Here is a 24404-nt window from a genome sequence, read left to right on the forward strand (position 1 = left end):
AGGCTCCCGATGCGAGTTCAAATTTGGAGCATTTGGGAGACGTGTCGATGCTTCTGGTCGGTAATTTGAAGGCAGACGTTCGAGACGCAACTCAGACCGACCCGCTCCACAGGCAAAACAGGAGTGAAACATTGCCGGAACAACACTGCTCCTTTGCGCAGCAGTACCCGGCGCTCGTAGGCGCAAGCGAATACGGCGAGCTGTTTCTGTCCATTGTCGAAAGGACCGGGGTCGGCCTCGCCGTCCTCAATCCGCAACTTCGTATCCAGCAGACGAACGAGGCGTTACTGGAGCACTGCGGCCAGCCGCGCTTCGACCTGCACGGATTCGACTTCTCCGAACTGCTGCACCCGAGCGTGCGCCAGCACATGCGGCGACAGTTCGAGCGGCTTCTCACCGGCCGCAGCGGCCGATTCGTGGAACACCTCGCCGCGCTGTGGGCGACCCGCACGGCCTTCACCGGCTCACTCACCGGAATGGCCGTGCAGGGCGACGCCGGGCAGCTGAAGACAATCGTCGTCCTGGTCGCTCCGGACAAGGGCGAGGACGACCGGCGGGTGCTCATCAGCCCCAACAAGATCCTGACCGAGATCAATGCGAAGATCCTCGAGGGAGTGGCCACCGGTGTCCCCACCGTGCAACTGGCCGCGAAGCTGTATCTGAGTCGGCAGGGAATCGAGTACCACGTCAGCAACATGCTGCGGCAGTTCAAGGTGCCGAACCGGGCGGCGCTGGTGTCGAAGGCCTACTCGATGGGTCTGTTCGGGGTCGGCTCGTGGCCGCCCAAGGTGCTGAGCGAGTACGTGCGGCGCTGAGCACGGGACCTCACGGGGCATCGAACGGCCGGGACGGGCATCCGTCCCGGCCGTTGCCGTGTGCGCGCCGCCGTCCACTGAGGACACCCCGGTGGCGGCATCCCCGGGGATGCCGCCGCCGGGCACCGGTCAGGTGAGGCCGAGCTCGCGGTCGATCAGGTCGAACATCGCCTCGTCGTCGGCGTCGTCCAGCCCGTCCCCCGGCCCGTCCCCGGGTCCGTCCGCCGGCCCGTCGTCCCAGCGGCGCAGCAGGTTGCGCAGCCGGTCGGCGACCCGCCGCCGGGTGTCCGGGTCCACGTCGCCGGCGGGCAGCGCCGCCGCGAGCGCGTCCAGCGCCGCCAGGGGGTCGTCACCGCCGTCGGGCGCGAGCGCCGTGTTGAGGTGCCGGGCGAGCGCCGCCGGCGTCGGGTGGTCGAACACCACCGTCACCGGCAGGCGCAGCCCGGTCACCGCGGTGAGCTTGTTGCGCAGGTCGACCGCGGTCAGCGAGTCGAAGCCGAGCTCCCGGAACGGTCGCGACGCGGGGACCGCGTCCGGGGTGGCGTGGCCGAGGGTGCCCGCGGCGTGGCTGCGGACCAGGTGCACCAGCTCCCGCTGCCGCTCGTCGGCGGCGAGGCCGAGCAGCCGCCGCGCCGGCTCCGGCCGCTGCCCGCCGGGCTCCGGCTCACCGGTGGCGGTGGCCGCGGCGGCGGGGGACGCCTCGGGCAGCCCGTCCAGCAGCGGTCGGTGCCGCGCCATCGAGTACAGCGCGGCGAACCTGGGCCAGTCGACGCGGGCCACGACCAGCGCCGCCGCACCGTGCTCGACCGCGTCGCGCAGCGCCGCGACCGCGTGCCGCGGGTCCATGCCGAGGACCCCGTGCCCGGCGAGCCGCGCGGACTCGCCCGCGTCGACCATGCCGCCGGTCTCCCAGGCGCCCCACGCGATGCAGGTCGCGGCCTGGCCGCGGTGCCGCCGGTGCCGGGCCAGCGCCTCGAGGTAGGCGTTGCCCGCCGCGTACGCCGCCTGGCCGAGGTTGCCCCAGACGCCGGCGCCGGAGGAGAACATGACGAACGCGTCGAGCGGGACCGCCGCCAGCAGCGCGTCCAGGTTCGCCGCCCCGGCGGCCTTGCCCCGCAGGACCGCGGCCATGTCCTCGAGGTCCGTGCCGGTCAGCGGCCGCTCCTGCCCGGGCACCCCGGCCGCGTGCACCACCGCGGTGAGCGGCGCGCCCGCCGGCAGGTCGGCCAGCAGCCGGCGCAGCGCCTCGCGGTCACCGACGTCGCAGGCCACCACGGTCGCCTCGGCGCCGAGCGTGGCGAGCTCGGCGACGAGCTGCGCGGCGCCGGGCGCCGCCATCCCGCGGCGGCTGGTCAGCACCAGCCGGGTCGCGCCGGCCCGGGCGAGCCAGCGGGCCACGTGCCCGCCGAGCGCCCCGGTGCCGCCGGTCACCAGCACCGTGCCACGCGGGCGCCACGGCCGGCGCGGCCCGTCGGCGGCGAGCGGGGCGCGGGCCAGCCGGCGGCCGTAGATCCCGTCGGCGCGGATCGCGACCTGGTCCTCGTCACCGATGCCGGCCAGCACGGCGCACAGCCGCGCGGCCGCCGCGCCGTCCACCGTGGACGGCAGGTCGACCAGGCCGCCCCAGCCGTCCGGGTCGTCGAGACCGGCGACCACGCCCAGGCCCCACACCTGCGCCTGGACGGGGCGGTGCAGCAGGTCGCCGGCGCCGACGGAGACCGCCCCGCCGGTCACGCACCACAGCTTCGCGCCGACACCCTCGTCGTGCAGTGCCTGCACCAGGCCGACGGTGGCGGCCAGGCCGGCGGGCAGCTCCGGCACCGCGCGGTGCGGCGCCTCGTCCCAGGCGAGCAGCGACACCACGCCGTCGACCGCAGCGTCCGCGAGTGGGCGCAGCCGCTCGGCGATCCTGCCCCGGTCGGCCTCGCCCGGCGGCAGCCGCAGCAGCCGGGCCTGGGCGCCGTGCGCGGCGAGCGCGGCGAGGACCGCGTCGGCCGGGCCGTCGACGGTGCCTGGTTGGTCGTCGCCGGCCGCCACGACCAGCCAGCGGCCGGTGAGCGCGACGGTGACGGGCTCGGCGAGCGGGTCCCAGCGCACGGCGTACCGCAGCTCGTCGACGGCGGCCCGCACCGCGGCCTCCTCGTGCCAGGTGCGCAGCGCCGGCAGGACGGCGGCGAGCGCGGCGGGGTCGGCCGACGTGGCACCGGCCAGGCCGGCGACGTCGCCGCGCCGGACCGCGGCCCAGAACCGCTCGTCGGCGGGCGCCCCGGCGGCCGGCGCGGTGCCGGCCGGTGTGTCGAGCCAGAAGCGGCGCCGCTGGTAGGCGTACGTCGGCAGGTCCACGACCGTGCGGCCGGTGCCGAGCAGCGGTGTGAAGTCGACCGCGCCGCCGCGCACGTACAGCTCCGCGACGGAGCGGGCGAAACGGTCGGGTCCGCCGTCGCCGCGGCGCAGCGACCCGACGACCACGCAGGCGCCGTCGGTGCTGGCGTCGGCGGTCTCCTGGACCGGCACGGTGAGCACCGGGTGCGGACTGCACTCCACGAACGCCCGGTAGCCGTCCTCGACGAGCCGCTGCACGCACTCGGCGAACCGGACCGGCTCGCGCAGGTTGCGGTACCAGTAGCCGGCGTCCAGCTGCGGGCCCGCGAGCCACTCCCCCGTCGCGGTCGACAGCATCGGCACCGTGCCGGGGACGCCGCGGACCGGGGCGAGCGCCTCGCGCAGCGCCGCCTCGATCGACTCGACCTGCGGCGAGTGCGACGCGTAGTCGACCTCGACGAGCCGGGCCCGCACCCCGTCGGCGGCGCAGCCGGCGACGAACCCGTGCACGGCGGCGACGTCGCCGGCGACGACGACCGCCGTCGGCGCGTTGACCACGGCGACGCTGACCCCGCCGGCGCCGGCGGCGGCGATGCGGTCCCGCACGGCGGCGACCGGCAGCGCGACCGAGGCCATCGCTCCCCCGCCGGCCAGCGCGACGATCGCCTTGCTGCGCTCCGCGACGATCCGGGCGGCGTCGGGCAGGCTGAGCATCCCGGCGACGTACGCGGCGGCGATCTCGCCCTGCGAGTGGCCGACGACGGCGTCGGGCCGCACCCCGTACGAGCGCCACAGCGCGGCCAGGGAGACCATCACCGCCCACGACGCGGGCTGCACGACGTCGACCCGGTCGAGGCCGGGCGCACCGTCCTCACCGCGCAGGACCGCGGTCAGGGACCAGTCCACGAACGGCGCCAGGGCCTCCTCGCACGCCCGCACCGACGCGGCGAAGACCGGCGCGGCGTCGAGCAGGCCGGCCGCCATCCCGGTCCACTGGGCGCCCTGGCCGGGGAAGACGAACACGATCCGGCCGTCGACGTCGGCGACGCCGCGCACGACGCCGTCCTGCCCGGCGGTCGCGTCGCCGGCCGCGAGCGCGGCGAGCCCTTCCAGGACGCCGGCGCGGTCGCGGCCGAGGACGACGGCGCGGTGCGGCAGGGCGGCCCGCGTGGTGAGCAGCGACCACGCGACGTCGGCGAGGTCCGCCGCGGCGCCGGTACGGTGCTGCGGCCCGTCGACCATCTCCCGCAGCCTGCCCGCCTGGGCGGCGAGCGCCGCGGCGCCGTGCGCGGAGACCACCACCGGCACCGGCCCGCCGGCGACCGGCGGCTCGAACGCGGCTGCCTCGGCGGCGGCCGGATCGGCGGGTCCGGCGGTGGGTCCGGCGGTGGGTTCGGCGGTGGGTTCGGCGGTGGGTTCGGCGGTGGGTTCGGCGGTGGGTTCGGCGGTCGCGGGTTCGGTGGCGGGTGGCGGCGGCGGCGGCGCTGCGGCGGGTGGCTCCTCCAGGATCACGTGGGCGTTGGTGCCGCTGATGCCGAAGGACGACACCCCGGCGCGGCGGGGCCGCCCGCCCGTCGGCCACGGCCGGGCCCGGTCCAGCAGCCGTACGGTGCCGGACGACCAGTCGACGTGCGGCGACGGCTCGTCGGCGTGCAGGGTCCTGGGCAGCATCCCGTGCTCCATCGCCAGGACCATCTTGATGACGCCGCCGATGCCGGCCGCCGTCTGCGTGTGCCCGACGTTGGACTTCAGCGAGCCCAGCCACAGCGGCTGCGCCGGGTCGCGGCCGGCGCCGTACGTGGCGAGCAGCGCCTGCGCCTCGATCGGGTCGCCGAGCAGGGTGCCGGTGCCGTGGCCCTCGACGGCGTCGACGTCGGCGGGGCCGAGGCCGGCGTCGGCGAGGGCGGCGCGGATCACCCGCTGCTGCGAGGGGCCGTTGGGTGCGGTGAGGCCGTTGGAGGCGCCGTCGGAGTTGACCGCGCTGCCGCGCACCACGGCCAGGACCCGGTGACCGTTGGCTCGGGCGTCGGACAGCCGCTCCAGCATCAGCATGCCGGCGCCCTCGGCGAGGCCGAACCCGTCGGCGCCGGCGCCGAACGCCTTGCACCGCCCGTCGCGGGCGAGGCCGCGCTGGCGGCTGAAGCCGACGAACTGGGCCGGGGTCGACATCACCATCGCGGCGCCGGCGAGGGCCAGGTCGCACTCGCCGCGGCGCAGCGACTCCACCGCCAGGTGCAGCGCGACCAGCGACGAGGAGCACGCGGTGTCGACGGTGACCGCCGGGCCTTCCAGTCCCAGCACGTAGCTGACCCGGCCAGACGCGACGCTCGACGCGCCGCCGGTGACGAGGTAGCCCTCCAGGCCCTCGGTGCCCCGCCCGCCGGCCTGCAGCCGGGAGCCGTACGCCTGGTCGGCCATGCCGACGAAGACGCCGGTCCGGCTGTCGCGCAGCGACGTCGGGGCGATCCGGGCGTGTTCGGTGGCGTCCCAGGCGACCTCGAGCAGCAGCCGCTGCTGCGGGTCCATGGCGACCGCCTCGCGGGGGCTGATGCCGAACGCCTCGGGGTCGAAGTCCGCCGCGTCGTAGAGGAAGCCGCCGCGCCGCACGTACGTGGTGCCGGCGTGGTCGGGGTCCGGGTCGTAGAGGGCGGCGAGGTCCCAGCCCCGGTCGGTGGGCATCCCGCCGACGGCGTCGACCTCGTCCGCGACGACCCGCCACAGGTCCTGCGGGCCGCGCACGCCGCCCGGGTACCGGCAGCCGATGCCGACGATGACGACCGGGTCGTCGCGGTCGACGGCGGCGACGGGCACCGCCGCGGGCGCCGCACCGGCCGTGCCGAACAGCTCGGCGTGCAGGAACCGGGCCAGGTGCGCCGGGGTCGGGTGGTCGAACACCGCGGTGGCGGGCAGGCGCAGCCCGGTCGCGGCGTTGAGCCCGTTCCGCAGCTCGACCGCCGACAGCGAGTCGAAGCCGAGCTCCATGAAGGCCCGGGAGCTCTCGACGGTGGCCGTGGACGCGTGCCCGAGAACCCGGGCCACCTGGCCCCGGACCAGGTCGAGCAGGGCCCGGTCCCGCTCGGCGGCGCCGAGCCCGGCCAGGCGGCGGGCGAGGTCGCCGCCGGCCGCCGCACCGCCCGGCGCGGCCGGCTCCTGCTGCGGCCGGCGCAGCTGCGGCAGCGCGCTGATGAGCGGGCTGGGCCGGGCGCTGCCGAAGACGGCGGCGAAGCGCTCCCAGTCGACGTCGGCGACCGCGACGGCGGTGTCGTCGTGGTCGAGCGCCTGCTGCAGGGCGTGCATCGCCGGCTCGGGGTCGATGAGCGGGACGCCGCGGCGGCGCAGCGTGTCGGCGAGGGAGTCGGCGATCATGCCGCCACCGGCCCACGGGCCCCACGCGATCGAGTGGGCGGCGACGCCGTCGGCGCGCTGCTGCTCGGCGAGGGCGTCGAGGTGGGCGTTCGCGGCCGCGTACGCGCCGTGGTCGGCGACGCCCCAGACGGCGGCGATCGAGGAGAAGTAGACGACGGCCTCGAGGGTGGCGCGGTCCAGCAGGGCGTCCAGGTGCAGCGCGCCGGCGACCTTCCCGGCGGCGACGGCCGCCATCCCGTCGACGGTCAGGTCGGGCAGTGCGGCCAGGTCGGCGACGCCGGCGGTATGCATGACGGCGGTGATCGGCTCGCCCTGCCCGGCGCAGCCGGCGACGAGCGCCGCGACGGCGTCGCGGTCGGCGACGTCGCAGGCGACCACCGTCGCCGCGCAGCCGGCGGCGGCGAGCTCGGCGACGAGGGCGTCCGCGCCGGGTGCGTCCGCGCCGCGGCGGCTGGTGAGCACCAGCCGGCGGGCGCCGGCCGCGGCGAGCCAGCGGGCCACGTGCCCGCCGAGCGCGCCGGTGCCGCCGGTGACCAGGACGGTCCCGGACGGGCGCCAGGTGCGGGCGGGTGCCGCGGTGCCGGTCCCGGCCGGCACCAGCCGCCGGCCGAGGACGGCGGTGGCCCGCACCGCGACCTGGTCCTCGCCCGCGAGCGCGCCGCCCCCGGCGAGCACCGCGCACAGCCTGGCGGCGGCGCGGTCGTCGAGGTCGGTGGCCGGCAGGTCGATGAGGCCGCCCCAGGTGCGCGGGTGCTCCAGGGCCGCGACCCGGCCGAGGCCCCACGTCTGCGCCTGCGCGGGCGCGGCGGGCCGCTCGCCGTCGACGGCGACCGCGCCGCGGGTCACGCACCACAGCGGCGCGGCGACGCCGAGGTCGGCGAGGGCCTGCACGAGCAGCAGGGTGCCGGCCGCGCCGGCGGGCACCGGGGTGGGTGTGCCGTCGTCGCCGGTGGCGAGCAGCGACAGCACCCCGGCGACGGGGGCGGGCAGCGCCTCGCGGAGCAGGGCGGCGAGGGCCGGGCGGTCGGTGCCGGGCAGGTCGACGGCGAGGGGGCGCACGGTCGCGCCGTGCGCGGTCAGCGCCGCCGCGACGGCCTCGGTGAGCGTCCCGGTGGTCGGCGTGTCCGGGTGCACCAGCAGCCAGTCGCCGGTGAGCGTGGCGGCGGCCGGCTCGGGCAGCGCGTCCCAGCGGATCTTGTACCGCCACCCGTCGACCGTGCCGCGGACGGCCCGCCGCTCGTGCCAGGTGCGCAGGGCGGGCAGCACGGTGGCGACGGCGCCGGCGTCGGTGGCGAGGACCCCGGCGAGCCCGGCCGCGTCGCCGGTTTCGACGGCAGCCCAGAACTCGGCGTCGACGGCGCCGGCCGGGCCCGTGGCCGTCGGGTCCTGCAGCAGCGGCGCCTCCAGCCAGTACCGCTGCCGCTGGAACGCGTACGTGGGCAGGTCGACGGTGCGCGGGGCGGGGCCGAAGACGCCGGTCCAGTCGACGGCCGCGCCGTGCGCCCAGACGGCGCCGAGCGCGGCGAGGAACCGGTCCCGGCCGCCGTCGTCGCGGCGCAGGGTCCCGGTGACGAACGCGTCGGCGGCGGCGGCCTCCAGCGTCTCCTGGATGCCGACGGTGAGCACCGGGTGGGCGCTGACCTCGATGAACGTGGTGACGCCCGCCTCGGCGAGGTCGCGGACGGCGCCGGCGAACTCGACGGTGTGGCGCAGGTTGCGGTACCAGTACCCGGCGTCGCCGACGGTCACGCCGTCGAGGTCGGCGCCGACCGTCGAGTGCATCGGCACCCGTGCCGGCCGGGGCGCCACCGGGCCGAGCACCTCCAGGAGCCGGTCCCGGATCGCCTCCACCTGCACGCCGTGGGAGGCGTAGTCGACGTCGACGCGCTTCGTCCGTACACCTGCCGCCGCACACACCGCGGTGAGCTCGTCCAGCGCGCCGGGCTCGCCGGACACCACCGTGGACGTGGTGCCGTTGACCGCCGCGACGCCGATCCGGCCGGCCCACGGGGCGAGCCGCCGGGCGACGTCGCCGGCGGGCTCCGCCACCGACAGCATGCCGCCCCCGCCGGCCAGCGCCGACAGGGCCTGGCTGCGCAGCGTCACGACCCGGGCGGCGTCGTCGAGGGAGAGGACCCCGGCGACGTACGCGGCGGCGATCTCACCCTGGGAGTGCCCGACGACGGCGTCGGGTTCGACGCCGGCGGCCCGCCAGGCAGCGGCGAGCGCGACCATCACCGCGAACAGCACCGGCTGGACGACGTCGACCCGGCCGAGCGGGGCCGCGCCGGGCGCGCCGCGCAGGACGCCGGTGAGCGACCAGTCCACGTACGGGGCGAACGCCGCCTCGCACGACGCGATCGTCGCGGCGAACGCCGGGTCGGTGTCCAGCAGGCGCACGGCCATGCCGGGCCACTGCGAGCCCTGGCCGGGGAACACGAAGGCGACCTTGCCGCCGGGGCGGGCGGCGGCGCCCGGCGCGGTGCCGTCGGCGAGCTGCCGCAGCTGCGCGCGGACGCTGTCGTGGTCGGCGCCGACGACCGCGGCGCGGTGCGACAGGGCGGCCCGGGTGCTGGCCAGCGACCAGCCGACGGCGGCGAGGTCGAGCCGCGGGTGGGCGTCGAGGTGCGCGGCGAGCCGGCCGGCCTGCGCCCGCAGCGCCGCGTCGCCGCGCCCGGAGACCACGATCGGCACCGGCCCGGCCGCGACCGGCGCGGACTCCGCAGACACGGACTCCGCAAGGCCTGGCTCCACCGACGCGGGCTCCACGAGGTCGGTGTCCGCCGCGGCCGGGGCCTCCAGGATCACGTGCGCGTTGGTGCCGGAGACGCCGAACGACGACACGGCGGCGCGGCGTGGGCGGCCGGTCCGCGGCCACGGGACCACCTCGCGCAACAGCTCGACCCGGCCGGCGGACCAGTCGACGTGGGTGGAGGGCGCCGAGACGTGCAGGGTCCGCGGCAGCACGCCGTGCCGCATCGCGAGGATCATCTTGATGACGCCGCCGACACCGGCGGCGGCCTGGGTGTGCCCGACGTTCGACTTGAGCGACCCCAGCCACAGCGGGTCGCGGTCGTCGCGCCCCCGGCCGTAGGTGGCGAGGATCGCCTGCGCCTCGATCGGGTCGCCGAGGGCCGTGCCGGTGCCGTGCGCCTCGACGGCGTCGACGTCGCCCGGTGCCAGCCCGGCGTCGGCGAGCGCAGCGCGGATGACCCGCTGCTGCGACGGGCCGTTCGGCGCGGTCAGCCCGTTGGACGCGCCGTCCTGGTTGAGCGCGGAGCCGCGCACCACGGCGAGGACCCGGTGGCCGCGGGCCCGCGCGGTGGACAGCCGCTCCAGCACGAGCATGCCGGCGCCCTCGCCCCAGCCGGTCCCGTCGGCGTCGTCGGAGAACGCCTTGCAGCGCCCGTCCGGTGACAGTCCCCGCTTGCGGCTGAACTCCATCAGCACGCCGGGGGTCGACATGACGGTGACGCCGCCGACGAGGGCCAGCTCGCACTCGCCGCCGCGCAGCGCCCGCGTCGCCAGGTGCAGCGCGACGAGCGACGACGAGCAGGCGGTGTCGACGGTGACCGCCTGCCCCTCCAGGCCGAGGGTGTAGGCGACCCGGCCGGACGCGACGCTGGTGAGGCTGCCGGTCAGCAGGTAGCCGTGCATGCCGTCGGCGGGGCGGTGCAGTGCCGGGCCGTAGTGGGTGTAGGGCACGCCGACGTAGACGCCGCCGGGCCGGCCGGCCATCGACAGCGGGTCGATGCGGGCCGACTCGAGGGCCTCCCACGCGACCTCCAGCAGCAGCCGCTGCTGCGGGTCCATGCCGAGCGCCTCGCGCGGGCTGATGCCGAAGAACGCCGGGTCGAACTCGGCGGCGTCGTGCAGGAACGAGCCGTGCCGGGTGCAGCACCGGCCGACCGCGTCGGGGTCCGGGTCGTAGAGGTCGGCCGGCCAGCCGCGGTCGGTCGGGAACGTCGTCACCGCGTCGGCGCCGGCCGCCACGAGCCGCCACAGCGCCTCCGGGGTGTCGACGCCGCCCGCGTACCGGCAGCTCATGCCGACGATGACGACCGGGTCGCCGGCGTCGGCGGCGGCCGGGGCCGGCCCGTCGCGGGACTCGTCGCGGGCCTCGCCGAGCAGCTCGGCGCGCAGGAACGCGGCGACGGCGGCCGGGGTCGGGTAGTCGAACAGCAGGGTGGCGGGGATGCGCACGCCGGTGGCCGCGGCGAGCTCCTCCCGCAGCCGGGTGCCGATGGCCCGGTACACACCGAGCTGCCGGAAGGCGAGCCCGGCCGCGACCGGTCCCGGCTTGCCGGTGGCGGCGACGACCGCGGCGCGGACCAGGTCGAGCAGTATCCGGTCCCGGTCGGCGTCGCCCGCGGCGCGCAGCCGCGAAACCAACGAGGGCTGATCGTCGAGGGAGCGCTCGGGCGCCATGGGCTGCACCGCCTTCGGTGAGGGGCCCGCGGCCCGGGCGGGCCGCGGCGGTTCGCGGGACGGGACGCTCAGACGTCCTGGTGTTCCATGGCGCGGCGCAGGCTCAGCGGCCGCATGTCGGTCCACACCTCGTCGACGTGGGCGAGGCACTCGTCCTTCGTGCCGACGAAGCCGGTCTCCCGCCAGCCGGCGGGCACGTCGCGGCCGTCGGGCCAGATCGAGTACTGCTCCTCGTCGTTGACCACCACGCTGTAGCGGCGGGTCTCGTCGTCGTCGGCCATGTCGGTGTCCTTCCCTGGGTCGGGTGGGTCGGGGGGGGTGGTCAGCGCAGGGCGAGCTCGTCGGCGAGCCGGCCGAGGACGAGCTCGGCGTGGCCGAGGACCGCGAAGTGGTCGCCGGGCAGCACCCGGCGGTCGAAGCGGCCGGTGGTCACCGCCGCCCAGCCGTCGACGTCCTCGGGGCCGCTGATGGTGTCGCCGGCGCCGACGTAGGCGCTGACGGGGCAGGTGAGCGGCGGCCCGGGCGCGGGGACGTAGCCCTCGACCATCGCCATGTCGGCCCGCAGCACCGGCAGGTAGATCGCGGCGACCTGCGGGTCGTCGAGCACCTCGGCGGGGATGCCGCCGTGCCGGGCCTGCATCGCCCGGCCGAACTCGAGGTCCGGCAGGTGGCTCAGCGGCGGCATCAGGGCGGCGCCGCCGGGCGGTTTCGCCCCGGCGACCACCAGCCGGGTCGGGGACAGCAGGTAGTCGCGGCGCAGGTGCCGGGCCAGCTCGTACGCGACGAGCGCGCCCATGCTGTTGCCCAGCAACGCGAACGGCACGTCCAGCGCCGGCAGCAGCGCGTCGGCGAGGTCGGGGACGAGGTCGACGACGCCGGTCGGCAGCGGCTCACCGAAGCGGGACTCGCGGCCGGGCAGCTGGACCGGGCACACCTCCAGCCCGTACGGCAGGTGCTGCTGCCAGGTCCGGAACGCCGACGCGGCGCCGCCGGCGTGCGGGAAGCAGAACACCCGCAGCACGGTGTCGCCCGCGCGCCGCCGGTTCGGCAGCCAGGGGTTGGGCATGAGGTCACTCACCAGCGGTCACCGTCTTCGCGGAGGCGTTGCGGACATCGAAGGGGCGGCAGCAGCGGGCCTGCGGGTCGGCGACGACCTCGGCGAGCAGCGCCGTGTACCGCTCGGCGAGCCGGGCGACGGTCGCGTCGTCGAACAGGTCCACGCTGTACTCGAGCAGGCCGTCGACGCCGAGGCAGGCGCCGTCGGGGCCGAGCCGCTCCCGCAGCATCAGGTTGAGGTCGAACTTCGCCGTCGTCGACGGGGCCGGCTCGATCCGCATCCGCAGGCCGGGCAGCTCCAGCGCGCCGCGGTCGGTGTCGTCGGCGACGATCATCACCTGGAACAGGGGGTGCCGGGCGCCGGACCTCGCCGGGTTCAGCGCCCGCACCAGGTGGTCGAACGGCACGTCCTGGTGGGCGTAGGCGGCGAGGTTCCAGTCGCGGACCCGGGCGAGCAGCTCGGTGAAGGCCGGGTCGCCGGAGGTGTCGGTGCGCAGCACGACGGTGTTGACGAAGATGCCGACGAGGTCGTCGAGGGCCGGGTCGGTGCGGCCGGCGGCGGGCGTGCCGAGCGGGATGTCGGTGCCGGCGCCGGCGCCGGTGAGCAGCGCGGCGAGGGCCGCCTGAGCGACCATGAAGACGCTGGCCCGGTGCCCGCGGGCGAGCGTCGCCATGCCGTCGTGGACCGCGGCGGGCACGGTGAAGCGGACGCCGCGGCCGGCGGAGCTCGGCACGGCGGGGCGCGGCCGGTCGAACGGCAGCGCCAGCTCCGCCGGAGCCTTGGCGAGGGCCCGCCGCCAGTAGGCGGTCTGCCGCGACAGCACGCTGCGCGGGTCGCGCGGGTCGCCGAGCAGCCGCTGCTGCCACAGGGTGTAGTCGGCGTACTGGGCCGGCAGCGGCTCCCACCGGACCCGGTTGCCGGCGGCCCTGGCGGCGTAGGCGTGCGCGAGGTCCGTGGCGAGCGGCACCATCGACCAGCCGTCGCAGGCGATGTGGTGCAGCACCAGGCTCAGCACGTGCTCGCCGGGGCCCGCCGGCAGCAGCCAGGCGCGCACCGGCAGGTCCTGCTCGAGGCGGAAGGTGGTGGCGGCGGCGCCGGCCAGCGCGGCGTCGACGTCCCCGCCGTCGGTGACGGTGAGGTCCACCGCGGCGTCGGCCGCCGGCACGATCCGCTGGGCGGCGACGCCGTCGACCTCGACGACCGTGGTGCGCAGGCTCTCGTGCCGGGCGACGACGTCGCGCAGCGCCCCGGCGAGGGCGGCGGTGTCCAGGGTGCCGGTGAGCCGGATCGTCAGCGGCACGTTGTACGTGGCGCTGGGGCCGGTCAGCCGGTACAGGAACCACAGGCGCTGCTGGGCGAAGGACAGCGGCACCAGGTCGGGCCGCGGCGCGGCGACCAGCGGCGGCCGGGTGCTGCCGGCCGCGCCGTCGAGGCGGGCCGTGAGCAGGGCCGGGGTCGGCGCCTCGAAGACCGCCCGGACCGGCACCTCGACGCCGAGGTCGGCGCGGAGGCGGGCGACGAGCCGGGTGGCGAGCATGGAGTGGCCGCCGAGGGTGAAGAAGTCGTCCTCGACGCCGATGCCGGCCCGGTCCAGGACCTCCTCCCAGACCCGCAGCATGGCGGCCTCGGCGGGGGTGCGCGGCGCCACGTAGGTGGCGCTGACCGGCTGCAGCGGCGTCTCCGCCAGGGCCCGCTCGTCGGTCTTGCCGCTGGTCAGCGCCGGCAGCGCGGGCATGGGCACGAGCCGGGCCGGCACCATGGCCGCCGGCAGCACCGCCCGCAGCCGTCTGAGCAGGGCTGCGGCCTGCGGTGCCGGGGCGGTGCCGTGGGCGACGTACCCGACGAGCGCCGGTTCCCCGTCGATCCGGCGCACGAGCACGGCCGCGTCGAGGACGCCGGGCAGTTCCCGCAGCGCCGCGGCGACCTCACCGGGCTCGATCCGCACGCCGCGCAGCTTCACCTGGGTGTCGGTGCGGCGCAGGAACAGCAGCTGCCCGTCGTCGCTCCAGCGGACCAGGTCGCCGGTGCGGTACAGCCGCGTGCCGGGCGGGCCGAACGGGTCGGGGACGAACGCGGCGGCGGTCGCGCCGGGCCGGTCGAGGTAGCCGTGGGCGAGCCCGGCCCCGGCGAGGTACAGCTCACCGGCGGCGCCCGGCGGGACCGGCCGGAGCCGCTCGTCGAGCACGTAGGCGCGGGCGTTGCGGATCGGCCGGCCGATCGGCACGTGGCGCGGCAGCGGGCCGCGGCGGGTCCGCCAGGCGGTCGCCTCGATCGCCGTCTCGGTCGGCCCGTACAGGTTGAGCAGCTCGACGTCGAGCAGGTCCAGGCAGCGGCCGGCGAGCTCGGCGGGCAGCGCCTCGCCGCCGCAGAGGACGCGGCGCAGGGTCGTACACCGGCCGGCGTCGATGACGTCGAGGAACTGCCGCAGCGTGGTCGGCACGAACTTCACGGACGTCACCGCGAAGTCCTCGATCGTGCGGGCCAGGTAGTGCGGGTCGCGGTGCCCGTCGGGGTCGGCCAGGACGACGGTCGCGCCGGCGGCGAGTGTGCCGAACAGCTCCAGCAGCGCCGGGTCGAAGGTGAGCGGGGTCTTGAACAGCACCCGGTCGGACGGGGTGACGGGGGCGGTGTCGACGTACCAGCGCAGGGTGTTGACGACCGCCTGGTGCGGCACGACGACGCCCTTCGGCCGGCCGGTGGAGCCGGACGTGTACAGCACGTACGCCTCGTCGGCCGGCAGCGGCGCGGCGGGCGGCAGCGCGGGCGCGGCGAGGTCGCCGGTGTCGGCGGCGAGCACGACCGGGCCGTCGGGCAGCAGGTCGCGGTGCGCCGCGTCGGTGACCGTGACGGCGGGCCGGGCGTCCCGCAACAGCACCGCGATACGGGCCGCGGGCGCGTCGAGGTCGACGGGCACGAACGCCGCGCCGGCCCGGCCGGCGGCAATCGCCGCCACGACCAGGTCCGCGCCGCGGGGCAGGGCCAGGGCGACCCGCCCGTCGCGGCCGGCGCCGGCGGCGCGCAGCCGGGCGGCGAGCCGGTCGGCGCGCGCGTCCAGTTCCGCGTAGGTGACCCGGCCGCCGGCGCCGTCGAGGGCGACCGCCTGCGGGGTCTTCCGGACCTGCGCCGCGACGAGGTCCGGCAGCGTCGTCGGGCCCTGCGGCGGCAGCGGGGGCGCGCCCGCCCAGGTGTGCAGGACCAGGTCGCGTTCGGCGGGGTCCGTCACGTCCAGGTCGGCGCAGCGCACGTCGGGGTCCGCGGCGACGGCGGTGAGGACCCGCACGAGGCGGCCGGCGAGCCGGGTGGCGTCGGCGTGGTCGAACCGGTCGGTGCGGTAGCGCAGGTCGGCGCGGATGCCGTCGCAGTGCCCACCGGGGCCGTACCGCTCCCGCAGCACCAGGACCAGGTCGAACTTGGCGGTCGTCGGCGGTGCCGGCTCCTCGCTGACCCGCAGGCCGGGCAGCTCGGCGTGCACCTGCTCGGTGCCGTCGGCGACCAGCATCACCTGGAACAGCGGGTGGCGGCCCTCGACCCGGGGCGGGTTCAGGGCGAGCACCAGGTGCTCGAACGGGACGTCCTGGTGCGCGTACGCGGCCAGGTCGGTGTCGCGGACCCGGTCCAGCAGCTGCCGGAAGGTCGGGTCGCCGGAGGTGTCGGTGCGCAGCACGAGGGTGTTGACGAAGAAGCCGACGAGGTCGTCGAGGGCGTCGTCGAGGCGGCCGGCGACGGGGCTGCCGATGGGGATGTCGGTGCCGGCGCCGAGCGCGGTGAGCAGCGCGGCGAGGGCGGCCTGCACGACCATGAAGACGCTGCCGCGGCCGTCGCGGGCCAGCCGGGCCAGGGCGGCGTGCAGCGCCGGCTCGACCGTGAACCGCACGTCGGCGCCGCCGCCGGGCGCGCCGGTGCCCGCGCCGGGCAGTTCGAGGGCGGCGGGCGCGCCGGCGAGGGCGGTGCGCCAGTACGCGACCTGCCGGCTCAGCAGGCTGCCGGGGTCGCCGTCGGCGCCGAGCAGCCGCTGCTGCCACAGGGTGTAGTCGGCGTACTGGACCGGCAGCGGCGCCCACCGCGGCGGGGTCCCCTCGCGGCGGGCGGCGTAGGCGGCGGTGAGGTCGCGGGCCAGCGGCGCCATCGACCAGGCGTCGGCGGCGATGTGGTGCAGCACGGCGACGACGACGTGCTCGCCGGCGCCGAGCGCGAACAGGTGCACCCGCAGCGGCGGCTCGGTGGTGAGGTCGAACGGCTCGGCGGTGGCCGAAGCGACCGCGGCGGGCAGGTCGCCGGGGTGCACGGACCGGGTCGTGAACGGCACGCGGACGGTGCCGGCGGGTTCGACCTGCTGCACGGCGGTGCCGTCGACGGTGCGCACCGTCGTGCGCAGCGTCTCGTGCCGGCCGGCGACGTCGTGGAACGCGGCCCGCAGCGCGTCGGTGTCCAGCGGGCCGGTGAGCCGCAGCACGAGCGGGATGTGGTACGTGTCGGCGGGCCCCTCGAACTCGTGCAGGAACCACAGCCGCTGCTGCGCCGGGGACAGCGGCACGGCCGGCGGGCGGCCGGTGGCGGTCAGCGCGGGCCTGACCCCGTCGACGAGCCGGCCGCGGCCGGCGTCCAGGGCGGCGTCGAGCGCGGCGTCCAGGCCGCGGGCGATGCCCGCGATCGTCGGGGTCTCGAACAGCGCCCGGATCGTCAGCTCCAGGCCCAGCGCCGCGCGGACCCGGCTGACCAGCCGGGTCGCCAGCAGCGAGTGCCCGCCGAGGGCGAAGAAGTCGTCCTCGACGCCGATCCGTTCGCGGCCGAACACGTCGGACCACACGGCGGCGAGGCGCCGCTCGAGGTCGGTGCGAGGGGCGACGTGGTCGCGCCGGGCGGACTGGACGCCGTCGGCGCCGCGGGCCAGCAGCGCCGCCCGGTCGACCTTGCCGTTGGCGCCGGCCGGCAGGGCGGCGTGCAGCACGTAGCCGTCGGGGACCATGTACCGCGGCAGGCGGGTGCCGAGCCGGTCGTGCCAGTCGGCGAGCTGTCCGGGCGCGGCGGACCCGGCGACGTGCGCGACGAGCCGGTCGTCGCCGTCGGTGTCGCCGCGGACCGGCAGCACGACGACCTCGGTGGCGCCGGTGACCGCGCGCACCGCCGCCTCGACCTCGCCGAGCTCGATGCGGTAGCCGCGGATCTTCACCTGCTGGTCGCGGCGGCCGAGGTACTCGATGGTGAGGCCGTCGCCGCGGCGGCGGTAGCGGGCCAGGTCTCCGGTGCGGTACAGCCTGGCGCCGGGCCGGGACGCGTACGGGTGCGGGACGAACGCGGCGGCGGTCAGGCCGGGCCGGCCGGCGTAGCCGTGGGCGAGGCCGCCGCCGACGTACAGCATGCCGGGCACGCCGACGGGGACGGGGCGCAGGTCGTCGTCGAGCACGTACGCCTCGGCGTTGGGGTACGGCCCGCCGATGAGGCACAGCCCGCCGTCGTCGTCGGCCCCGTCCTCCGGCCGGTCGTGGACGAGGTAGGTGCTGTCGATGGTGGCCTCGGTCAGGCCGTAGGAGTTGACGACCTCCCCGTCGGGGCCGAGCAGTGCCCGCAGCCGCACCAGGTCGCCGGCGTGCACCAGGTCGGAGCCGACGATGAGCAGCCGAAGCCCGTCGAGGCGGGCGCCGGTCGCGGCGGCGTGCCCGGCGAGGCGCCGGGCGACCAGCGGCACGAACTCGGCGCAGTCGACCGCCTCCCGGCGCAGCAGCTCCAGCAGGTGCTCCGGCTGCAGCAGCAGGTCGCGCGGGCACAGCACGAGCCGGGCGCCGTTGCACAGGGCGCGGGTGAGGTCGCCGACGAAGACGTCGAAGCCGAAGTTCGCCATCTGCAGCACCGACGTGACCCGGCCCGGCAGCCGGTACGCCACGTCCCAGCCGCGCTGCACGGCCAGCAGCGCGTCGTCGGCGACCATGACGCCCTTGGGCCGGCCGGTCGAGCCGGACGTGGAGATGACGTAGGCGAGGGCACCCTCGACCCGCCGGGGCAGCCGTGCCCCGCCGGGCTCGGCCGCGAGGTCGTCGACGGCGACGGTGGCGCCGTCGAACTCGCCGGCCAGGGCGGTCGTGGTGACCGCGAGCCGGACCCCGGTGTCGGCGGCGACGGCGGCGCGGCGGGCGGCGGGCTGGTCCGGGTCGAGCGCGACGAACGCCGCCCCGGCCTTCCACACGCCGAGCACCGCGACGACCAGGTCGGCGCAGCGGGGCAGGAGCACGCCGACGCGCTCCCCCGGCCCGGCGCCGTGCCGGCGCAGCCGCCGGGCGAGGGCCTCGGCGCGGGCGTCCAGGTCCGCGTAGGACAGCCGCTCGCCGCCGTGGACGACCGCGGTCGCGGCCGGGTCCGCCGCGACCCGGGCCTCGATCAGCTCCAGCACGTTGCGCGCCGGGTCCGGCCCGGTGACGGGTCCACGGCCGGCGGCGAGCAGCTGCCGGCGCTGCGCCGGCGGGGTCAGCTCGATGCCGTCGGCGCGGCCGCCGGGGTCCGCGGTCAGCCCGCGCAGCGCGTGCTCGTACATGGCCGCGAAGCCGTGCACGGTCACCGCGTCGAACAGGGCCGTGTCGTACTCGAAGACGACGGTGAGGTCCCGTTCGACGATGAGCATGTCGACGAACAGGTCGACCTTCGCCACGGCCGCGGGCGGGGTCAGCACCGACGCGTGCAGGCCGGTCGGGTGCGGCATGACCCGGGCCCGGTCCAGGTTGAAGAACGTGCGCAGCAGCGGCGCCGGCTCGACACCGTCCTCGCGCAGCAGCTCGACGCTGAAGTCGGGGTGGCCGTAGGCGCCGACGAGGGCCTGCTGGACGGCCCGGACCTGCTCGGCGACGGTGGCGGCGCGGTCGCGGACCAGCCGGACCGGCAGCACCGTGTTGCAGTGCCCGACGAGCACGTCCGCGCCGGGGTGGTCGCGCTGCGCCACCGGGATGCCCACGACCACGTCGTCGTCGCCGGTGAGCCGGTGCAGCAGGTGCGCGTACGCGGTGAACAGCACCGTGAACAGGGTCGTGTGCAGCTCCCGGGCGCGGGCGGCGGCGCGGACCGCGACGGCCGGGTCGAGGGCCAGCTCGATGCGGGCGGCCGGGCCGGCGCCGCGGGCGGGGCGGGGGCGGTCCAGCGGCAGCTGCAGCACGGGCCGCGGGCCGCGGAACCGGTCGGTCCAGTACGCGGCCGCCGCCTGCCCGGCCGGGCCGGCGCGGCGGGCGGCCTGGCGCGCGACGTGGTCGCGGTAGGCCGGTGCGGCGGCCAGCCCGGCGGGGACGCCGGTGCGGTGCTGCTCGTACAGGCGCAGCAGCTCGTCGATGACGACCACGAACGACCAGCCGTCGATGACGCTGTGGTGCACGAGCAGGTGCAGCTGGTGGTGCTCGGGGCCGAGGCGCAGCAGCGCGGCGCGCAGCAGCGGCCCGGTGGTCAGGTCGAACGTCTCGCGCACCCGTTCCCGCAGCCATGCGGTGCCGTCGCCGGCCACGTCCACGACGGGCAGCTCGACCGGCGCGGGCGGCAGCACCCGCTGCCAGGAGCCGTCGGCGGCGAACACGGTCCGCAGGCTGTCGTGCCGGGCCACGACCGCGTCGAGGGCCCGGCGCAGCGTGCCCACGTCGAGCGGGCCGGCGAGGTCCAGCAGCGCGGTCTCGTTGTACGCCTGTGAGGACGCGTCGCCGAGCTGGTCGAGGAACCAGATCTCGCGCTGCGTCGACGACAGCGGGTAAGGCTCCGCCACCGTCGGCGGGGGCGTCGGCGGGGGCGTCGGCGGCGGTGCGGGCTGCTCGCCGGCCGCGCCGATCAGCGCGGACACGTGGGTCATGACCCTCGCGTGCACCGTCAGCAGCCGGTCGACCGAGGCTTCCAGGTCGCTCGTCGTCGCGTCGTCGGTCGGCTGCACAGGTCCCCCGTCTCGATGGTGCCCGCGACTGACCGTAGGCGGCGGGGCCTAGCACAATCCTCAAACTTCGCCGCGCCGCGGGCCGGCGGCCCCTTCCCCGAAGCCGGCCGGCCCGCTGCTCGAGCGGCTGCCCGTTCAGCGCGCCGGAGCCGCCACCGGCCGGTCCAGGTAGCGGTCCAGCAGCATGCCGAGGTAGCCAGGGTCGCCGGGGGCGACCGGGCCGGCGGTGCCGAAGTCGGGCACGAGCGCGCGCAGGCGCTCCAGGGACACCTCGGTGCGGGCGAGCGGACCCGTCGAGTAGACCCGGTCCGGGGCGGCGCCGAGGCGTGCCGCGACGCCGTCGACGATCTCCTCGACCGGCAGCGGCCGCCCGGAGGCGACGTTGACGACCACGTCGCCGGGGTCGGCGACGAGGATCCGGTCGATGACGTGCATCAGGTCGCGGGCGTCGAGCAGGTCGCGGTGCGCCCCGCGGTACACGGTGACGGTGCCGCTGCCGACCTGCCGCACGATCGCCGGCAGCAGCTGGTGCGGCCGCTGGTGCGGGCCGACGACGTGGCTGAGCCGCAGCACGACGTGGCGCGCCCCGGACGCCCGCACGCAGGCCTCCAGGGCGAGCTTGTGCCGGCCGTAGGCCGACGGCGGGAACAGCGGGCCGTCCTCCGTCGCGGGGGCGGCGGTGTGGCCGTACATCGCGAACGACGCGGTGGAGAAGTACAGCAGCGTCCGGCCCTGCGCCACGCACCCCCGCAGGGCCGCGTAGAGCACCTCGGCCTCCCGGTCGAACGCGGCGGCGTCGGTGACCGAGGTGCTGGACACGCCGGCGGCGAGCGCCGTCACCTCCGGGAACCGCTCGCCGAACGCCGCGTCGAGGTTCCTGGCCAGGAACCCGTTACCGATGATCTGCATGTCGTCCTCCCGACCGGGCCGGCGCCGGCCGGTTGCCTGCGCCGCGGCAGCCACCCGCGCGGCTCATCCGACCGGTGTCACCTTCAACAGCCGCTGGGGCGCGATCGCGCCGATTCCGCCGCCCTCGACCGCGGTGGACGACAGGTGCGACACCACGCGCTCGTCGACCGGGTCGTCGGCCGGGTCCTCCAGCACCCGCAGGTGCTCGTAGGTGGTGCTGCGCTGGGCCGGGACCCGGCCCGACGCCCGGATCAGGTGGATCATCTCCAGCAGGTTGGAGCGGTGCTTCGCCCCGGCGGAGGAGACCACGTTCTCCTCCAGCATCACCGAGCCGAGGTCGTCGGCGCCGTAGTGCAGCGACAGCTGACCGATCTCCTTGCCGGTCGTCAGCCACGAGCCCTGGATGTGGGCGACGTTGTCGAAGAACAGCCGGGCGATGGCGATCATCCGCAGGTACTCCAGGGAGGTCGCCTGCGTCTGGCCCTGCAGCTTGTTGTTCTCCGGCTGGTACGTGTACGGGATGAACGCCCGGAACCCGCCGGTGCGGTCCTGCACGTCGCGGACCATCCGCAGGTGCTCGATGCGCTCGGCGTTGGTCTCGCCGGTGCCCATGAGCATCGTGCAGGTCGACTCGACGCCCAGGTTGTGCGCGATCTCCATGATCTCCAGCCAGCGCTCGCCGCTCTCCTTCAGCGGGGCGATCGCCGTGCGGGCCCGCGCCGGCAGCAGCTCCGCGCCGGCGCCGGCGAACGAGTCGAGGCCGGCCGCCTTGATCCGCTGGATCGCCTCCTCCGGGCTGACCCCGGACACCTTCGCCATGTGCTGCACCTCGGAGGCGCCGAGGGAGTGGATGACCAGCGACGGGTAGGCGTCCTTGATGGCCTTGAACATGCCCTCGTAGTACTCGACGCCGTACTCGGGGTGGTGGCCGCCCTGGAACATGATCTGGGTGCCGCCCAGCTCGACGGTCTCCGCGCAGCGGCGCAGGATGTCGGTGAGGTCGCGCTCCCAGGTCCTGTCGCTCTTCGGCGGCGCGTAGAAGGCGCAGAACTTGCACGCCGTCACGCAGACGTTGGTGTAGTTGATGTTGCGTTCGATGATGTACGTCGCGATGTGCTCGACGCCGGCGTACCGGCGGCGGCGCACCGTGTCGGCCGCGGCGCCGAGGGCGTGCAGCGGCGCCGAGCGGTACAGCTCCAGGGCCTCCTCGGCGGAGATGCGTTCGCCTGCGGCGGCTCGGTCGAGCACCGCACTGGCAGATCGGGACATGGCAGAGCCTTTCGGGGAGTGACGATGTCCGTGTGCCGGGCCGGCCCGGGTCACGGCGTTGACAGCAACCGCACCTCGACGTCCGGCGGGAAGCCGGCATCCGGGCCACCGACCCGCCGGGCGAACTCGGCGATCCCGGCCAGCTGCCGCGGTCCGAGGCTGAAGTCGAGCGCCGTCATGTAGTACCGGCGCAGGATCGCCGCGTCGAACGGCTCCCAGCGGGCCGCCTGCTCGCAGACGGCGTCGACCTCGCGCAGCGACAGGTCCCGCGACGCCAGGAACGCCTGGTGCACCCGCTGGACGGTCTGCGGCTCGCGGGCCACGAAGTCGCGGCGGGCGGCGAAGACCGCGAAGACGAACGGCAGGCCCGTCCACTCCTGCCACATCTCGCCGAGGTCGTACACGTGCAGCCGCAGCCGCTGCGCGTCGGCGAGCGCGGCGCGCAGCGCGACGTCGCCGATGACGACGGCCGCCGGCGCGTCCTGCAGCATGACGTCCAGGTCGGGCGGGGCCGCGAAGTACCGTGGCCGCACCCCGACGAGGTCGCTGAGCAGCAGCGCGGCCAGCCGGACCGAGGTGCGGCTGGTCGAGCCGAGCGCCACCGGCGCGCCGTCGAGCTGGTCGAGCGGCACCTTGCTGACGATGAGGCACGACATGACCGGGCCGTCGCTGCCCACCGCGATGTCGGGCAGGGCGACGAGCTCGCCGGCGTGCTTGAGGAACTCCATCAGGCTGATCGGCCCGATGTCCAGCTCGCCCGCGGTCAGCGCGTCGCTGAGCCCGTCGGGGCTGTCGCGGCGCAGGTCGAGGTCGAGCAGGCTGCCGGTGCGGGCGAGGCCCCAGAACAGCGGCACGCAGTTGAGGAACTCGATGTGCCCGACGCGCGGGCGGACCGGGCGGCGCCATCCGGCCGGTGCGATGCCGTTGGCGAACGGGCTCGCCGGGGTCGGCCCGGTGAGGGTGCCGAGCGGTTCAGGCATCACGACTCCTGCGTTGGTACGGTCGGAAGGCACCCGCGGACGACGGTCACTATCCAGCACCGGGCGGGTGCCGGACCCGCCATGCACCGGAAGTCTGGGGGTTTCCCGGGTTCTTCGCCCGTGTCCGGCCCGTGACCTTGCCGCGGCGGCATCCTGGGCGGGTGCGCGTGCTGTTCACCGTGTCGTCCTGGCCGACCCACTACTCGGCGATGGTGCCGCTCGGCTGGGCCCTGCAGGCCGCCGGGCACGAGCTGCGGGTGCTGTGCGCGCCGTCGCAGACCGCGGCGGTCGCCGGGGCGGGGCTGCCGCCGGTGCCGCTGCCGGGCGGCATGGAGGTGGCCGTGCACAACCGGCTCTCCTACGTCCGGGAGGCCCTGGCGGGGCAGTGGCCGTACCCGTGGACGCCGCTGCACCCGGTCACCGGCGCGCCGATGTCCACACTGGACGATTACGACGCCGCGGCGTACGCGGCGGGCTTCGCCGAGGCGTCCGCGGCCGCCCATGACGCGGCCGTGGGCTTCGCCCGGCAGTGGCGCCCGGACCTGGTCGTGCACGACCCGGTGAGCACCGAGGGCCTGCTCGCCGCGCTGGTGACGGGGGTGCCGGCGGTCCTCGCGCTCTGGGGTCCGGTGGGCACGCACGAGCCGGCGCCGGTGCGCATCCTGCCCGACGACCTCGGCGACTCGTTCGCCCGGCACGGCGTCGGACCGTTCGGCCCCGAGCTGATCCGGCACGTCCTGGACCCGTGCCCGGACGAGGTGGCCCCGGCGGTGCGCGCGCGGCGGCTGCCGGTGCGCTACGTGCCCTACAACGGTCCCGGCGTGCCGCCGGCGGGGATGCCGCGGGGCGCGTCGAAGCGGGTGTGCGTCACCTGGTCCACGGCGCTGAGCACGATGACCGGCCCGCGTTCGTACGCGCTGCCGGCGATCGTGGCCGCGCTCACCGGCCTCGGCGTGGAGACAGTGCTGACCGCGACCCGCGAGGACGCGGAGGCGCTCGGCCCCGTCCCGCCGGGCGTGCGGCTGCTGCGGCGGTGCCCCCTGTACGCGCTGCTGCCGGAGTGCGACGCGGTCGTGCACCACGGCGGCGCGGGCAGCGCGATGACCGCGCTGGTGAGCGGGACCCCGCAGCTGGCCGTCACGTTCGCCAGCGAGCAGGCGTGCCTCGCCGGGCGGATCGCCGCGTCCGGCGCCGGGCGGCACCTGCCGGGGCACACCGCCACGGTGGAGACGATCGGGGCCGCCGTCGCGGCGCTGCTGGAGGTTCCCGGGCACCGCCGGGCCGCGGCCGGCCTGCGCCGGGCCGCGGTCGGCCGGCCGACCCCCGTGGATGTGCTGCCGCGCCTGGAGGAGCTCGCGGCGGGTTGA

The 24404-nt window shown here is 76.7% G+C and carries 9 protein-coding genes; 2 read left to right on the forward strand and 7 right to left on the reverse strand.

Translation table 11 applies throughout. The annotated features are described in order from the left end of the window. Positions 1–47: 47 nt before the first annotated feature. Positions 48–815 carry a helix-turn-helix transcriptional regulator gene (locus tag OP18_RS21660; RefSeq protein ID WP_052387102.1) on the forward strand — a complete coding sequence of 256 codons (768 nt, stop codon included), beginning with the start codon at positions 48–50 and terminating at the stop codon, positions 813–815. A 129-nt stretch (positions 816–944) separates the two neighbouring features. Here the strand turns inward: OP18_RS21660 and OP18_RS60745 are convergent, their stop codons facing one another. From OP18_RS60745 to OP18_RS21695, 7 genes are all read right to left on the reverse strand, one after another. Continuing rightward, positions 945–11057: a type I polyketide synthase gene (locus tag OP18_RS60745; protein ID WP_425388643.1), complete on the reverse strand. Its 10113-nt coding sequence runs from the start codon at positions 11055–11057 to the stop codon at positions 945–947. Beyond that, positions 11000–11212 (reverse strand): MbtH family protein, encoded by a 213-nt coding sequence (locus OP18_RS21670; RefSeq protein ID WP_033360807.1) that lies wholly within the window; start codon positions 11210–11212, stop codon positions 11000–11002. The genes OP18_RS60745 and OP18_RS21670 overlap by 58 nt, the downstream gene beginning before the upstream one ends. 41 nt (positions 11213–11253) lie before the next feature. After that, positions 11254–12009 (reverse strand): thioesterase II family protein, encoded by a 756-nt coding sequence (locus OP18_RS21675; protein ID WP_052387092.1) that lies wholly within the window; start codon positions 12007–12009, stop codon positions 11254–11256. After that, positions 12002–19879, reverse strand: a complete 7878-nt coding sequence (locus OP18_RS21680; protein ID WP_052387093.1) for a non-ribosomal peptide synthetase — start codon at positions 19877–19879, stop codon at positions 12002–12004. The genes OP18_RS21675 and OP18_RS21680 overlap by 8 nt, the downstream gene beginning before the upstream one ends. Positions 19880–20014: 135 nt before the next feature. Next, positions 20015–20788, reverse strand: a complete 774-nt coding sequence (locus OP18_RS21685) for an NAD-dependent epimerase/dehydratase family protein (protein WP_033360808.1) — start codon at positions 20786–20788, stop codon at positions 20015–20017. Positions 20789–20851: 63 nt separating this feature from the next. Then, on the reverse strand, positions 20852–22057 hold the full coding sequence (mqnC, locus tag OP18_RS21690; protein WP_033360809.1) for a cyclic dehypoxanthinyl futalosine synthase: 1206 nt from the start codon (positions 22055–22057) through the stop codon (positions 20852–20854). 50 nt (positions 22058–22107) lie between these two features. Further along, complete coding sequence (locus tag OP18_RS21695; RefSeq protein ID WP_081970979.1) at positions 22108–23037, reverse strand: menaquinone biosynthetic enzyme MqnA/MqnD family protein; 930 nt, start codon at positions 23035–23037, stop codon at positions 22108–22110. 161 nt (positions 23038–23198) lie between these two features. On the opposite strand from OP18_RS21695, the gene OP18_RS21700 reads away from it, so the two are divergent. After that, a complete protein-coding gene (locus tag OP18_RS21700) occupies positions 23199–24404 on the forward strand; it encodes a nucleotide disphospho-sugar-binding domain-containing protein (RefSeq protein ID WP_033360810.1) in 1206 nt (401 codons plus the stop codon).

It is taken from the genome of Dactylosporangium aurantiacum (assembly GCF_000716715.1).
GTDB classification, from domain to species: Bacteria; Actinomycetota; Actinomycetes; order Mycobacteriales; family Micromonosporaceae; genus Dactylosporangium; species Dactylosporangium aurantiacum.

What these genes read in the sequence shown, in the direction of transcription:
- OP18_RS21660 (WP_052387102.1), top strand. Translation starts at nt 48, where the DNA reads ATGCTTCTGGTCGGTAATTTGAAGGCAGACGTTCGAGACGCAACTCAG.
- OP18_RS21670 (WP_033360807.1), bottom strand. Translation starts at nt 11,212, where the DNA reads ATGGCCGACGACGACGAGACCCGCCGCTACAGCGTGGTGGTCAACGAC.
- OP18_RS21685 (WP_033360808.1), bottom strand. Translation starts at nt 20,788, where the DNA reads ATGCAGATCATCGGTAACGGGTTCCTGGCCAGGAACCTCGACGCGGCG.
- mqnC (WP_033360809.1), bottom strand. Translation starts at nt 22,057, where the DNA reads ATGTCCCGATCTGCCAGTGCGGTGCTCGACCGAGCCGCCGCAGGCGAA.
- OP18_RS21695 (WP_081970979.1), bottom strand. Translation starts at nt 23,037, where the DNA reads ATGCCTGAACCGCTCGGCACCCTCACCGGGCCGACCCCGGCGAGCCCG.